Source organism: Kitasatospora sp. HPM-01-4 (genome assembly GCF_051374625.1).
Classification (GTDB): Bacteria; Actinomycetota; Actinomycetes; order Streptomycetales; family Streptomycetaceae; genus Kitasatospora.
In genome coordinates this window covers 6,660,822-6,674,268 of the sequence record NZ_JBPQGP010000005.1, presented here as the reverse complement: position 1 = coordinate 6,674,268, position 13,447 = coordinate 6,660,822, and the positions used below count along the sequence as shown (strand labels likewise).

Below are 13,447 nucleotides of genomic sequence, written 5' to 3'. Positions count from 1 at the left end.
GGCTCTCTACGGTGGAATGCGAGCCGGTCAGTTGTCGCCGGGCTGGAGGTTCTTCGCCCGGCTGCGGGTCTTCGCGCGGTCGATCAGGACGGCCGGAATGGTGAGGACGGCCAGGCCGGCGCCAAGCCAGGGGATGGCGGTCAGGCCGGCGCCGCCGACGAGGGCGACGGCCGCCAGGACGGGGACGAGGCTGATGCCGAGCTGGAACATGGAGACGGCGGTGGCCCCTGCGAGAGTGGGCGCCCCTGCCGCGACGGTGAACACCCGCCCGTAGATGGCCGGGTTGAGCACGAACCCGGAGACGCCCAGGAGCAGGACCAGGGGGATGACGGCCACCGCGTACCGGCCGAGGAGTGCGAGCAGGACGGACGAGACCAGGATCCCGGCCGCCCCGATCAGGAGCGCGTGGTGCGGGCGCCCGTCGGCGATCCGGCCACCGATGGACAGACCGATGAAGGCGCCGATGCCGAACAGGGTCAGGATCGCGGGCACCCACACGGAGTGCATGCCCGTGATGTCGGTGAGGAAGGCCGCGAGATAGTTGTACGACATCATGTAGGCCGCGGTACTCAGCAGGGTCGCGGCGTACACCACCCACAGCTGCGGCTGCTTCATCGTGCGCAACTCCCGTCGCACGCTGGGTTCTTGGGCCGCCTTGGTTGAGGGCACGGCGACCAGAGTCGAGACCGCACCGATCGCGGTGAGGCCGACCACTGCCCAGAACCCGCCCCGCCAGCTGGTGAAGTGGCTCAACAGCGCGCCGGCCGGGCCACCGGCCACCATGGCGACACTGAGTCCGCTGACCACCACGCCGGAGGCGCGGGCCGTGCGGTCGGGGGTGACGAGGCCGATCGCGGTGACCGCGGCGACCGCCCAAAACCCCGCGTAGGCCAGGCCGCACAGGAAGCGGGTGACCAGCAGCACCGTGAAGTTGCCGCTCATCAGTCCGACCGCCACACCTACGGCGAAGATGGCCTGCGAGGACACCAGCGTGAGCTGCCGCGGCCAGCGCAGGGTCAGCACGGCCAGCGGCGGGCCGCCGATCACCACGCCGATCGCGAACGCCGAGATCAAGGCTCCGGCGGAGGAGAGTGAGATCCCCAGGTCGTCAGCGATGTCCGGCAGGACGCCGGCGAGCAGGAACTCGGCGCTGCCCATCGCGAACAAGCTGAACGCGAGCAGGTACACCCCCAGTGGCAGTCGGGCGGCGGTCCTGCCGGAAGCCGCCTGCGGCTGTTCGGTCTGGACGCTCATCGGCGGCCACCTCCGGTCTGGTGCGCCGGCAGAGGAGTGGTCAAGCGCATGGGGGAGCTCCTTGTTCGAATGGTTGGGGCGTACGGATCACGGTGGGCGCGCGGCGGCCTGCCGGATGGCGGGAGGGCGATCACCCCTGGTCCCCATGCTGGATCCAGGCGTGACGAACGGACAACATTTGTTGCCGATACCGGGACGCCTGGGCCAGCGGCCGGCCTGATCAGTCGACACCTGGCTGAGCCTCTCCCCAGCCCCACTTCTTGATGGTCGTACGCCCGGTGGATCCCACGCCTGGCTGGGAGTTGGCCATGGCGCGGCGCGAGCCGAACTCGATGTAGCCGATGAACGCCGAACGGAACTCCGCGTCGTCCGGCAGCCCCACCACGTCCATGGCCTCCCGCATCAGCTCCACCCACCGTGCCCGCTGCTCGGGCTTGATGGCCCGGCCCCGGTGACGGGAGACCATGTGGTGGTAACCGCCGTGCTGTTCGGTGTAGTGCTCCGGGCCGCCGAGCACCTCGCCGAGGAAGGTCGCGACGTGCTTGGGGTGGTCGTCGTCCATGTGGGCGAAGAGCGGGGCGAGCAACTCGTCCTTGCGGACGCGCGCATAGAACTCCTCCGTCAGCCGTTCCAGCGCCTCGGCGCCTCCGGCCCACTCGTACAGGGTGGGAACCCGATTCGTCACTGTGTCACCTTCGGTTCTGTATGGGCAGGTTCAGGCCGCATAGAGGTCGAAGGTCGGCGTCGGCCTGCCGCCCTCCGTGACCATGTCCAGCCGGGGATCGACCGAGAGCATCGCCTGATGCAGCCGCTGGAGCTGGGGCATGGGCTCCAGGCCCAGCTCCTCGACCAGCCGTCGGCGCAGCCGGCGGTACAGCTCCAGGGCCGAGGACCGCCGCCCCGAGCGATACAACGCGACCATGGCCTGTGAGTTCAGCCGTTCATTGGACGGATGACGCAACGTCAGCTCGACCAGTTCGGCGAGGAGTTCGCTGTGCCGACCGAGCAACAGCTCGGCATCGATGCGGCGCTCCGTCGCGAGCAGCCGGCTCTCCTCCAGACGAGCCGCCTGGATCCGCAGCGCCGCTCCGGTCGGCACGTCCAGCAGCGCCGGCCCTTGCCACCGCGCCAGCGCCTGGCGCAGCCGACGTGCCGCCGCCTCGCTGTCGCCGTCCGCGAAGGCGGCGTGGCCAGCCTGCGCCTCCCGCTGGAACGCGAACGCGTCGACGTCCTGCTCGTCGGCCCACAGCAGGTACCCCCCGTGCCCGGCGGCCAGCAGCTCCCGGGCGCGGGCCGGACCGTCCGGGCCGCCGAGGGCGGCGGCCAGAGTGCGCCGCAGCCGCAGGACGTACGTCTGGACGGTGGTGCGCGCGCTGCGCGGCGGCCAGGGGCCCCAGATCTCCTCGACCAGCGTGGTCACCGGCACGAGCTGCCCGGCATGGAGGGCGAGGAGCGCCAGAATCTGCCGCTGCTTGCCCGCCGTCGGGACGACCGGAACCCCGCCGGTCTCGGCATGGAGCGGGCCGAGAACCTGAATCTTCACGCACCCTCCGTCATTCATCCGCTTCATCCGGTTCCTCGTGGCGATGGCCACTGGAAGGAATCTAGGAGTACGGGGTGGTGGCCTCAATACGGTGTGACCGTAGAGCTGACCGAAGAATCGGCACCGAACGGTTGGAGGGCACGCCGAAGGGCACGTCCTCCGTGGCAAGAAATGAGAACGTGCTCTTCGGAGCCGGCGTGCGGCAAAGCCACAGGCGAATTCCGCTCTACCGGATCCGCCCTCACCGCGGTGGAGAATCTCGCAGGTTGATCACAAGCAGATAAGCGCCCTAGCCGAACTCGGGGCGCTTGCGGAGCCTGGTGCGGTGGCACTCGACGGCGAGTACGAGCTTGGACGTACCAACGTGCTACTTCCCTCGATTCCTTACAGGACGCCCCTGTTGGGACCTTGTCCGGGGTCTTCGGGGCTCTCACGCTCGATGGCGGCGCGCGTTGTTCGTCTTCGCTCGGATCAGCACGTGGGCGCCCGCTGCGGTGAACTCCCACCACTCCGTCACCAGGGTCATTGCGTGATCGAGAAGTGTCCGATTCGCGGTTCTCGTGAGTGACGCATCGCCATGGTCTGTTCTGTGGCGGATCGGACAGGAAAGCAGTGCAGGCACGGTGCCGGTGATCATGTGGTTGTCGAGACCCATGAGAACCGAGCGAGACCGTGCCTGCCCGAACATCATCCCCTATACCCCATTTATCTATCGGGCATGACGTCATCAAAGTGGCATGACCATAAGCCATTTACAGAATCAAATATGCCAAAACGCCCAACTCGGGCATGCCCAGGGCTCCAGCCAGAAGAGCCCTGGGCATACTACCTATTTGACCAGGTTAACCCAGATCACTTTCCCACAGCTTCAGTTGCCGTAGATCTGGCCGCTTGCGGAGTCGCTCCCGATGACGAGGTAGTAGGCGCTGCCGTACAGGCCACTGATGGTGATCACCGGGTTGCCGCTGCCGCTGTGGAAGTAGCCCCAACCGACTCGCACGCCAGTGTTGGAGTCGTAGACCTGCCACTGACCGCCACCGCCCGAGAGGCCGTTGACGTAGACCTGGACGGTGTTGTTTGAGTATGCGGCAACGGTCCCCGTCTGGCAGTAGTTCGACGGCGAAGAAGTGATGCAGTAGGAGGAATTAGCAGAGGCCGGCGTGGCGGCGAGGAGGCCAGCTCCAGCCGCCAGGCCGACCGTCATGCCGATGGATGCGAGCTTTGTGCGGATCTTCGTCATGAGCATCTCCGTCTTCCCTCTGCGGCCATGGCCGCACCTATCGAGGCGATGGTGACTGCATTGCCGCTGCGGGAGCTTTCTCAGAATAGCTCGAACGGCTCCGCAATCGGCGAATTCACTCTAGGCCGCATGTCGCGATGCGTCAACGCATTAATTTGAGTTGGGAGTTGGTGCGTCGAGGACTTTTGGCCGAAGTTCTGCCATCGTGCGACTTGAAAGGCACTTAGGGCTGTGCTGCGGTCGCTATTCGAGCACGTCAGCCGAGGGGACGAACCTGCCGGACAGGAGACTGCTCTTCACTGTGCTGACGATTTGGCCGAAAGCTGCGGGCTCTATCGGGGCGTGCCTACCCGAAAAGGACCGACGGCTCTCCTACTTCCGCGGCCAGAGCGGGAACCGGCGCAATGGCGAATATCCGGTATATACACATCTGCCTTAGTGGCGCCTTGGCCGTCATCCTGATATCGACACGAAGTCGGTGGAGATCTGGTGGCGGTCCTTCCATGACTGTGGCGGGATGTACTGCTCGCCGGGCAGAGCTATCTGCGCACCGGCATGTGTGAGTTCGACACGGCCGAGCAGGCCGCGATGATCCCGCAGGATGCGCGACCGCATTCGTGCGGGCATCGGCGAGGCAGGGTCATTGCGTGATCGAGAAGTGTCCGATTCGCGGTTCTCGTGAGTGATGCATCGCCATGGTCTGTTCTGTGGCGGATCGTCCGACGTGGTCGCCAAGCTCCGCCGGGTCATCATCGTCGCCCGTTCTACGCCCGACAGTCCAGGCCGACCCACAGATGAGGAAGTCCGCGCCGCCCAGCAGGCCTGGGCCGCAGCCAGCGCAGTCTGATCATCCGAACCTGCCAGAACGTCGAAAGCCGAGTTCCGTTACGGCGATGCGATCAGGCGCGAGCGCACCGGCGGGCGGTGTGCACGGTGAGAGCTGTGAGGTAGAAGGCGTCCGATCGCCACAGGATGCCGGTGCCTGCCTCCTCGTCCAGGAGTTGCTCCACCGTCAGCCGGTCGGCGTGGGTGAGCTGGTCGCCGATCTCGGCGAGCAGCCGGGTCAGCCGGGTGTGCAGATAGCGGCGCGCGGCCAGGCCCAACGGGGCGGGGAGGTCGATCAGGAAGGTGCGGCTGCCGGTGGGGACGAGCCCGGCCGCCGCCAGCAGGAGCGGCCAGTCCTCGACCACGGAGGTGGTACCGGAGAGCCCGGCGCGGCGGGCCGCGAAACGCTCTTCCAGCGCCGCGTCCAGGCGTGCCTGGAGGCCGGGCCGGCCCATGCCGATGTCGCGGGGCAGGAAGCGGAGCGGAAGACCGTGTTCGCAGACGGCGAGCAGCCCGCCGGGCCGCAGCGCCGACGCCAGGCTCCGTACGGCAGCCTGCTGGTCGCCCAGGTGGCGGCAGACGTTGCCGGTCCAGATCACCTCAGCCGGGCCCAACCGGCCGAACTCTTCGGGGTGTTCGGCCCGCAGCGTGGTGAGACGTCCGGTCAGCCCGCGCTCCGCCGCCCGGGCCCCGGCCCGGGCGAGGAGCGAGTGGGACCGGTCCACCGCGACGACGTCCGCCTGCGGGAAGGCACGGGCCAGCTCACAGGAGGCCACACCCGGCCCGCTGCCCACGTCCAGCACGCGGCGCACCGCCGCCGTCACCCACTCCTCGGGCCCCAGCAGGTCCCGCAGCCAGCGGGATGCCTCTGCCAGGCAGCCGGAGTGGAGTTCCGCCTCCAGTTCCGGCTCGGTCCGGTGGGCGTCACCGTCGAGGTCCTCGGTGTGATGCGTGGTCATACGGTCACCTCCGGTGCCCAGCATGCGCACGTCGCGCCCGCCGGACAATTCTTGTTGCCGTTTCCGGAACCGCTACGCCTGGACGACTGCGTGCGGCGCGACCTGATGATGCATCAGGTCCCAACTGAACGCCTCCAGCAGCTCCGCTTGCGCGGTGAGCGGGACGTAGTGGCCGCCGGGGAACGTTCGCACCCGCAGGGCGCGCCGGGTGCACCGGCGCCATCCGGCCAAGTCAGCGCGGGTGACGCTGCGGTCGTCCACCCCGCCCACGGCGGTGACCGGGCAGTGCAGGACATGGCGCGGATCGCGCTGGTACGCCTCCAGGACGGCGAGGTCCGCCCGGAGTGCGGGCAGCACCCGAGCCGCCCGCCGGGGGTCCTGGGCACCCGGGGGTATCCGGCCGCGCTCGCCGAGCCTGTGCAGCAGCTCAGCGTCCGGCAGCCGGCCGAGCGCCTGCTCCGGCGCCGGCCGACGCGGCACGCCGGCGCCGGACACGTACAGCCGCTCGGCCACCGCGTCGTGCTCCCACTCCAGCCGGGCCGCGATCTCGTAGGCGAGGAGGGCACCGAAGCCGTGCCCGTACAGCGCGAACGGCCGGTCGCGCATGCGGCACACGAACCGCGTGATCTCGGCCAGCAGCGGCTCCGGGCGCTCGTACGGGCGGGTCCGCGGGTGGCGGCCCCGCCCCGGCAACTCCACAGGTGTGACGACCACCGCGGGCCCGAGCATGTCGCTCCAGGGCAGGTACACGCCGGCCGAGACGCCCTCGAACGGGAGGCAGAACAGCCGCACGGAGTAGTCGCTCACCATCGGCCGCTCACCTGCCATGCCTCGGCGCAGCGCTCACTGATCGCAGACACCGTACCGATCCTTCCGTCAGATTTCCGCCAACAGGTGGAAGTGAATATTCCGGGGAGTGCGGCGACCGCTTTCCGTACCCGCCGCAGGTCACCGGCGCCAAGCCGTGCCGACCGTACCCGTGCGGTGCCCGTGGACATCAATACGGTCGCCCCGAAGCATTGACCGAAGGACCATCCTCGGGAGCCGTCAGACCAAATTCGCTGTACGAACTCAACGGCCGGTCGTGCTAACGTCGGTTCACATCTGTGTGCAACCGCCATTTTCGTGGCCGGCGTTTCTCAGTCCGCAGATCCAGGAAATTTCCGCGTCACCCAGGTCGTTCACCGTTCAGGCTGGAGGTGGAGGGGCCGTGCCCCTGGAACTGTTCGGCAGAAGCGAAGAATCCAAGATCATCACTGAGTTGCTCGACTCCGCGAGAGTCGGCGCGGGCGCGGTCGCGCTGGTGGAGGGAATCATCGGCACGGGCAAGACCTCATTCCTGCGCTGGGCCGGGGAGACCGCCCGGGAGCAGGGCATGGTCGTGCTCTCGGCCACCGCGTCCCTGACCGAACAGCGCTTTCCCCTGGGGGTCGTACACCAGCTCCTCGGGACGCTGCCCGAAGCGGCGGGGGAGTGGCAGCGCGCCTTCTCGTTGTGCGGTACGTCCCGAGGTGACGGCGAGCCGGCCGAACCCGTCTACCCGCTCCTCGCGGAGCTGTGCGCATACCTGGGCAGGGCCGCGCAGCGCACCCCGATCCTGTTGACGGTCGACTGCGTCCAGCACGCCGACCGGCAGTCCCTGTTGTGGCTCGGCTTCCTGAGCCGCCGTCTGGAGAACCTCCCCGTCCTACTGCTCGTCACCAAGCGCCGTGGCGAGGCGGCAACCGACCAGCACCTGCTGGTCGAGTTCATGGAGGGCATCCGCCCCGACCACTACATCCACCTGCACGACCTCAGCCCGAGCGCCGCGCTCGACCTAGCCGCCGAACTCTGCGGCCACGAACAGGAGTCCGTGGACGCCCTGATCGCCGACAGTGGCGGAAACCCGTATCTGCTGACCGAGCAGATACGGACCGTGCCCGCGGCCCGCACCGCTCCTTCCCGCCCCACCGAGGACCGACCGGCGGACCCGCCGGACGAACGGCTGCACCTCCAGTCGGTCAAGGACCGCATCCTGTGCATGCTCCGGCGCCTGGACCCCAACTGCGTCGAGATCGCCCGGTGCGCCAGCGTCCTGGGCACGGCCCTGGACGCCGCCCTCCTCGCCGACCTGTGCGGGGTGTCCACGGAGGACGCCTGCCGATGTCTCACCCGGCTCACCGAGTCCGGGCTGCTGTGCCCACACGACCTGAAGTTTCGGTACCCCGTGCTGACCGAACTGCTCTACCAGGACATCCCCTGCGCCGAGCGCGCCGAACTCCACCATCTCGCCGCCCGCTGCCTCAGACGGCGCGGCGCCCCCTGCAAGGACATCGCCGGCCATCTGCTGCGCTCCCACCGCCTGGACGAACCGTGGATGGCCCGGCTGCTGCTGGACATCGCCCACGGCATGGTCGGCCTCGACCCGGCGGGCGCCCGCCACCTGATCGAGAAGGCCGTCCTGCACGGTGTGCCGACCGAGCTCGCCGCACGCGCCGAGGACCTGCGGATCCAGGCTCTCACCGGCCTGGACCTGCCTGCCTCCGCCCGTGCCCTGACCGAGCACATCGCCAGCACCCCAGGGTCCGCCGAGCGGACCCGCCAAGCGCTGCGGCTGTCCGACATCCTGCTCCGCCTCGACGAACCCGCCCGCGCTCGCCAGGTACTGGAGGACGCCGAGCGGGAGATCGGCGGCCGGAACCCGTCCGCCGACGCGCGGCTGCGCCGGGGGCTCACCCACGTACGGCTCCACGAGGGCACCTACCAGCCCGGGAACGGGGACGAGGACCGACTGGCGCGGGTGCTGCTGCTCCGTACCGCTGCCGGTGACTCCGCGCCCGCGGTACGGCGGATCGCCCACCGCATGCTGTCCGTGCCGCGCGCCCCGTACGGCTCGACCACCTGGTACCACGCGCTGCTCGCCCTGCTCTGGGCCGGCGACGTGGACGAGGTCCAGCGGCACCTGGACACCGAGGTGCGGCTGGCTCGTGCCGAGGGGACCGTGACCCGGATCGCCGAGGCCCTGGCCGTGCGCGGCCTGGCCCAGCTCCACCGCGGTCTACTGACCGAGGCCGAGGAGGACGCCCGCCACGCCATGGACCTGCTCACCGGAATCGGCGCCGACCGGTACCACACCGGGGCGCTCGCCCGCAGCGTCCTCATCGACGCAGCCCTGGAGAAGGACGACATCGCCGGAGTCGGCGCCCTCCTCGACGAGGCCCCGCCGCTCCCGGGCGACCAACCCGGCACCTGGTGGCGGCTCCACCTCCTGCACAGCGTCGGACGAGCTCTCGGACGGCTGGGCGATCCCCAGCGTGGCCTCGCCCTGATCGCCCACTGCGCGGCGGAGCTGGAGCGCCGGGGCGTCGTCAACCCGGCGATCCTGCCCTGGCGTTCGACGGAGGCCACGCTCCGGATGGCACTTGGCGACGTGGCCGACGCCCGCCGGATCGCCCAGGTGGAGGCCGACCTGGCCCGCCGCTGGAACGCCCCCTTCGCCGTGGCCCGCGCCCTGGTCGCTCAGGCCTCCGTCGGCTCGGGACGCGAGGCGCTCCGGCTCGCCAGCCAGGCCGTGGAACTCATCGAACCGGCCCCGATGCCACTGCAGTTCGCCCACGCCCTGTACGCGGCGGGGTGCGCCCATTGCCAGAGCGGGAAGATCGGGCGCGCCCGCGAACTACTCCACCGCGCCAACGAGGTCGGCATCTCGCTCGGCGCCGACGGCCTGGTGAAGGCAGTGCAACGGGAGCTGAGGGGCGCGGGCGGGCGGCCCGACCCGCGCAAGGACTCCACGGAATCGCTGCTCACCCCCACCGAACGGCAGGTCTCCGAACTCGCCTCACGCGGTATGAGCAACCGCAGCATCGCCCAGCAGCTGAAGGTGAGCCTGCGCAACGTCGAGTCCCATCTCACCCACTCCTACCGGAAGTTGCGCATCAGCGGCCGGCACGAGCTGGCCAGGTACTTCCCATCCGAGGAGAAACCGCGCAGCGCTCCCGTCCTGCCTCACCGCGGCCGCACGGATGAGCCACCGGCTCGCCACCCGAGTCTTCGCGCGGCCCGGCCCGCTCCGCAGCTCTACCGCGGCCAGGAACGCCGGAATTCGCATCCCGCGGCCTGAGGCCGCCTCCGCCTTGCTGGTCCGCACTACCGGGGATTTCGCCCCAGACCGCCCTGGACCGACCGGCAACAGGAAGCGCGGATCGAGAAGGGGGTCCCCTGGCCGCCAGGCTGGGGGAAGAGAGCACAGCGGCGCTGCGCGCGACGAGGGATGCGCGGCCGGGGACCCCTCGCCCCCAGCCTTCGGCCGGGGGTGCCCCCGCCCGATGGCGGGCAAGGACGGCCCCTCCTGCCCGATGGCGGGCAAGGAGGGAGAGAGAGCTATCGGCACGCGACGCCGCGGACCCTGTCGCCAGTCGTTCTTGGTGGCGCGCGGCTGACGACCGGCCGGGCCCCATGCGCTCGGGCATGGGGCCCGGCCTCCAGGCATCACGGGATTCGGGGCGTGCCGGACCAACAGGTGAGACCGACCCGCAGGCCGTGAGCGTCGTCATCCCGGGCCGGCCCAGCAGACGTATCCGTCCGGGCGGACCAGCAACGCCCCACCCTCGTCGGCCGCAGGCCCGCGCTCGACCCGGTCAACCTGACCGCCCATTGCAGACAGGGAGTTGATATAGCGCCAGTCAGCAGGCTCCGTTGCCGGAGAGCAGCCGTGCGCCGGACAGCCGTGCCCCCGGCAGCGGGCCGAGCTCGAACGCGCCCGCGAGGTCGCTCATCGCACGGGGCCCGTCCCGCAGGCAGTCGAGCAGCTTGCGCCGCACCGGGTTGGCAAGTGCGCTGAAGACGTCTGTTGGCACGGCCGCGACAATGCGTCAGGGATTTCCGACGCGTCAACATTCTCCGGCGCATCGCAGCGGGCGGGTCCCGAGGCCAGCGACACTCGCCCAGCCCGGACCGCGCTCAGCGGTACTCGCGCAGACGGGGACGGACCGCGAGGACGGTCAGCCCGAGCGCGACGGCCAGCAGGGCTCCACCGCCGACGGCGAGGCCGGAGCCGAGGTCGTGATCGGTGGCGGCGACGGCGCTGTCGAAGGACTTCTGGTTGATCGCGATGACCTCGTCCATCGCGCCCGAGAGCACGTCGAAGTCGGCGTTGGACTGGCCGGCCGCGGTGCCGGTGTCGTAGGTGACGGCCTCCTTGAGGCGGCCCTGGGCGTAGAGCTCGCGGATCCTCTGGTCGTCCCGCTGGTACTGGCGGTAGTCCGCCAGTACCTTCTCCGCCGCCTCCCCCTCGCCGGGGAAGGTGATGTTCCGCAGCTCGTCGCCGAGGAAGCCGTCGAAGGGCACCCTGGCGTGCGGGTCGGCCCGGTGGGCGTCGACGGCCGCGGCCAGCCGGGCGTCGTAGTCGGCGAGCGTGGTGCCGCCGACCCGGGCCATGGACTGGCTCTTGTCGTAGTAGCTCTGCTCGTACGCGGCGGCGCGGGCCGGGTCGGTGAGGTAGCGGCTCTCGTCGGCGTTCATGTCGTAGGCGACGGCACGGGCGCGGCTGAGCGCGATCACCGAGTCATAGGCGTCGACCTTGGCCACGACCAGGTTCCGGTCGGCGGTGCCCGCGAGGGTGTAGCCGGCGGCGACGGCGAGCGCGGTGACCAGGGTGACGGCGAGCAGCGCCGGGTTGAGGATCCGGCGGAACCGCACGGCGAGCGTGCGCTGCAGCAGGACGAGGGCGGCGACGGCCACGAGTCCGGCGGCGAGCAGCCACCAGCGCCCGGCGGCGAGGTCGGCGCGCTGGGTGGTGTAGACGTGGTCGACGGTGGCGGCGTTGTCCGCGGTCACCCGGTCGGTGGCGGGCAGGAGTTGCTGCCGCAGCAGGTCGGTGGCCTGGCGGTAGGCGGTGAGCGCGTCGGGTGAGGGGCGGCCGGCCGGGGCGTGGGCCTGCTCCTCCAGCAGCCGGGCCCGGGCGACCAGGCTCTCGTACTGGCCGAGGTCGTCGATGACGGTGTGGACGGCCTGTTCGCTGGCGGGGTCGCCGGTCGCGGCCTCGGTGGCGCGCTGGAGGTCCGAGTCGGCCTGGGTGCGGCGTTGTTCGTAGGTCTGCTGAGTCTCGGTGCGCAGCTTGGCGAGGTCGGGGTCGTCACCGGCCAGCAGCAGGTTGGCGGCCTGGGCGTCCATGTCGGCGAGCGCGAAGTAGAGGTCGGCGGCGCGGACGGCCTGCGGGGCCTTGTCGTGGCCGATGCCGTCGGTGCCGGTGCGGGCGCCGCCGAGGACGGTGGCGGTGATGGCGCCCGCGGTGAGCAGGGCGGCGAGGCAGAGCCCGGTGAGGACTCGGACCAGTCTCGGGGTGTTCCAGGAACTCGGTTGCAGCGAAGCAGACTTGATGGCTCGGGCAAGGCCCGGCCGGCCTCGCGGGACCGACCCCGATGGTGAGGTGATCGTGATCGGCCCCGGAGGTGTTCCGCCCCCCTGGATCGAGGTGAGGGGGCCGCGCGGCACGGGTATCGGGCCTGCCGGATCGCCGTCCGCCGCCCCCGGCGGACGCGTCTCCCCTGCTGTTCCGGCCGGTCTGCCCGATACGCCCGCTGTCATGGCCGCGCGTCCCCTCCCCCATCACCTGGCCGCCGGCTGTCGAACGGTGAGGATCCTCACCGGCGGTGGCCGCGAACCCGCCTCTCCCCCGAGGAGCAGACCCGCGACATCACCACCGACGCTACGGCGCACGGAGCCAGTCCCCACGCTCCCTGACGCGCCCTTTGCGCCAGGCCGACCGATCTTGACGCCCTGTTAACACGCGAGGCCGGAACGCTCCGCGCAAGCGCTACGGGGGCGACGTCGTTCAATGCGACCTGGCGGGAAACAGGAGGTGAAGGCAGAGCCGCCTGTGGCGCCTTCGGCATCGCCAAGTGCCGCTGCCAACCGAGGGCTGGACAACTCGCTGCGGTTCGTCTCCCGGTACCTGAGCTGGCGCTGCTGTCGTCCACGACGCGCTGATCGGGATCCGCTCCCGATCAGCGCGTTCTGTGGACTACCGAGGCACCCGCAGCCATCGGCCGCGACTCGGACGAACGAGTGGATCAGGGGTGGTAGCGCTGGGAGATGGTGGTGATCGCGCCGGCCTTGTTCACCGTGATCACGTACTGGCTGTTGCAGGAGGACGGCCAGTGGACGGCATTGCCGTTGCTCTTGCAGGCATGGACGCGCCGGAGGAGGTCGGTCAGGCTGACCTTCTCCTGGTGGATACCGTTGAGCAGGGTGGCCTTGGCGCCGGGTGCGAAGTGGAACCTCTTGGCCTTGCCCACCGGGGCGAAGTAGCCGTCGTCGTCGCCACAGAAGTACTTGGTGTTCTGGGCGGTCAGTGACTTGCCGGCGGGGCTCGCGTCAATGGCCTGCAGCACCCGCAGGTGGTACGGATTGCCCCCGCAGTCGGCCGTCGGCTCGCCCGCCGAGATCGTGCTGCCCGAGTGGGCGGCCTGCGGGGCAGCCGACGCGGCGGTCGCGCCGAACGCGGTCAGGGTGAGGGCTGCACTGGCCACGCCCACGGCGGCGAAGCCGAAATGACGGTTCCTCAAGATTTTCCCCATAAGGTGAGTTGGGCGTCCGCAGCGGAGCGCCTCACTCCCTTGCACGCTTCGGGCAGCCGTTCGCGTTGCA

12 protein-coding genes are annotated in these 13,447 nt (G+C 70.0%); 1 reads left to right on the top strand and 11 read right to left on the bottom strand.

From position 1 onward, the window contains the following. Positions 1 to 27: 27 nt before the first annotated feature. The 7 genes from ACSMTC_RS29185 to ACSMTC_RS29155 all read right to left on the bottom strand — a co-directional run bounded on the left by ACSMTC_RS29185 (position 28) and on the right by ACSMTC_RS29155 (position 6,628). Entirely contained in the window at positions 28 to 1,254 is a 1,227-nt protein-coding gene (locus ACSMTC_RS29185; RefSeq protein ID WP_436562703.1) for an MFS transporter, read from the bottom strand. A gap of 220 nt (positions 1,255 to 1,474) precedes the next feature. Then, positions 1,475 to 1,939: a group II truncated hemoglobin gene (locus ACSMTC_RS29180; RefSeq protein WP_436562702.1), complete on the bottom strand. Its 465-nt coding sequence runs from the start codon at positions 1,937 to 1,939 to the stop codon at positions 1,475 to 1,477. 30 nt (positions 1,940 to 1,969) lie between these two features. Beyond that, a complete protein-coding gene (locus ACSMTC_RS29175; protein WP_436562701.1) occupies positions 1,970 to 2,797 on the bottom strand; it encodes an AfsR/SARP family transcriptional regulator in 828 nt (275 codons plus the stop codon). 868 nt (positions 2,798 to 3,665) lie between these two features. Then, entirely contained in the window at positions 3,666 to 4,037 is a 372-nt protein-coding gene (locus tag ACSMTC_RS29170) for a hypothetical protein (protein WP_436562700.1), read from the bottom strand. 453 nt (positions 4,038 to 4,490) lie between these two features. Beyond that, positions 4,491 to 4,664, bottom strand: a complete 174-nt coding sequence (locus ACSMTC_RS29165) for a hypothetical protein (RefSeq protein ID WP_436562699.1) — start codon at positions 4,662 to 4,664, stop codon at positions 4,491 to 4,493. A 272-nt stretch (positions 4,665 to 4,936) separates the two neighbouring features. Further along, the gene (locus ACSMTC_RS29160) at positions 4,937 to 5,821 is read right to left on the bottom strand and encodes a class I SAM-dependent methyltransferase (RefSeq protein WP_436562698.1); all 885 of its coding nucleotides are present in this window, start codon (positions 5,819 to 5,821) and stop codon (positions 4,937 to 4,939) included. A gap of 72 nt (positions 5,822 to 5,893) precedes the next feature. After that, the gene (locus ACSMTC_RS29155; protein WP_436562697.1) at positions 5,894 to 6,628 is read right to left on the bottom strand and encodes a thioesterase II family protein; all 735 of its coding nucleotides are present in this window, start codon (positions 6,626 to 6,628) and stop codon (positions 5,894 to 5,896) included. 403 nt (positions 6,629 to 7,031) lie between these two features. Here ACSMTC_RS29155 and ACSMTC_RS29150 point away from each other — a divergent pair, with 403 nt between their 5' ends. Next, entirely contained in the window at positions 7,032 to 9,920 is a 2,889-nt protein-coding gene (locus tag ACSMTC_RS29150; RefSeq protein ID WP_436562696.1) for a BREX system ATP-binding domain-containing protein, read from the top strand. A 429-nt stretch (positions 9,921 to 10,349) separates the two neighbouring features. On the opposite strand, the gene ACSMTC_RS29145 is transcribed toward ACSMTC_RS29150, so the two are convergent. The 4 genes from ACSMTC_RS29145 to ACSMTC_RS29130 all read right to left on the bottom strand — a co-directional run bounded on the left by ACSMTC_RS29145 (position 10,350) and on the right by ACSMTC_RS29130 (position 13,365). Beyond that, on the bottom strand, positions 10,350 to 10,454 hold the full coding sequence (locus ACSMTC_RS29145) for an aromatic-ring hydroxylase C-terminal domain-containing protein (protein WP_436562695.1): 105 nt from the start codon (positions 10,452 to 10,454) through the stop codon (positions 10,350 to 10,352). A gap of 28 nt (positions 10,455 to 10,482) precedes the next feature. After that, positions 10,483 to 10,656, bottom strand: coding sequence for a hypothetical protein (locus ACSMTC_RS29140; RefSeq protein WP_436562694.1), 174 nt, complete (start codon positions 10,654 to 10,656; stop codon positions 10,483 to 10,485). Positions 10,657 to 10,759: 103 nt separating this feature from the next. Further along, a complete protein-coding gene (locus ACSMTC_RS29135) occupies positions 10,760 to 12,292 on the bottom strand; it encodes a hypothetical protein (protein ID WP_436562693.1) in 1,533 nt (510 codons plus the stop codon). A gap of 578 nt (positions 12,293 to 12,870) precedes the next feature. After that, positions 12,871 to 13,365, bottom strand: a complete 495-nt coding sequence (locus ACSMTC_RS29130; RefSeq protein WP_436562692.1) for a hypothetical protein — start codon at positions 13,363 to 13,365, stop codon at positions 12,871 to 12,873. Positions 13,366 to 13,447 lie beyond the last annotated feature (82 nt).